Here is a 791-nt window from a genome sequence, read left to right as displayed (position 1 = left end):
GGTATCTGCAGTCCAGGAGGCGTTGTCACCGGGGCCTGCATTGCCGGCCGCATCGGTAACCACGGTGTTTACGGTGCCGTTGGGCTGCTCCACCGGTGCGGTCACCGTCCACGCACCGGTGCTGGCGTCCGTGGGCACTTGCACGGTGGTGCCATCGGGCCACGTCACCGTCACTGTAGAGCCCGGCTCACTGACCGTGCCCGAGACCGTGGGCTTGTTGTCGCCATCGGCATCGCTGATCGCAACCGTGGTGCTCGGTGCTGTGGTATCCACCGCGTAGCTTTGCGAGCCCGTCACCGGTGCGCTGGCGTTGCCCACCGCATCGGCAAACGTGGCCTCGGCCGTGACCGTGGTGTCCTGGGCATTGGCCAGCACATTGCCCGGCACCTGGGCTGTCCAGCTGCCATCCCCGTTGTCGGTGGCTGCATACGATTGACCATTCACCCGCACGTTGACCGTGGTGGTGGCTGCATCGGCAGGCACATTGGCCAGCGTCACGTTCACGGGCACAGTGGCGCCTGCTTCCGTGCTGTTGACCACGCCATCACCGGCAATGACGCCCACGCTGACCGTGGTGGTCGACGTATCAGGAGCTGCGATATCCACCGTGTAGCTCTGCGAGCCCGTCACCGGTGCGCTGGCGTTGCCTGCCACATCGGCAAACGTCGCCTCGGCCGTGACCGTGGTGTCCTGGGCTGCGGCCAGATCCGCACCCGGCACCTGGGCCGTCCAGGTGCCATCCCCGTTGTCGGTGGCTGCATACGATTGACCGTCCACCCGCACAGTGACTG

General features: G+C 66.4%; 1 protein-coding gene. It reads right to left on the bottom strand.

Features of this window, described 5'->3' with window-relative positions; translation table 11 throughout:
* On the bottom strand, window positions 1–791 hold a 791-nt coding region (locus tag QEP11_RS14295; RefSeq protein ID WP_284337327.1), incomplete at both ends, for an Ig-like domain-containing protein.

This window comes from Comamonas halotolerans (assembly GCF_030162935.1).
Lineage (GTDB): Bacteria > Pseudomonadota > Gammaproteobacteria > Burkholderiales > Burkholderiaceae_C > Comamonas > Comamonas halotolerans.
This window is presented reverse-complemented; position numbering and strand designations above follow the sequence as displayed.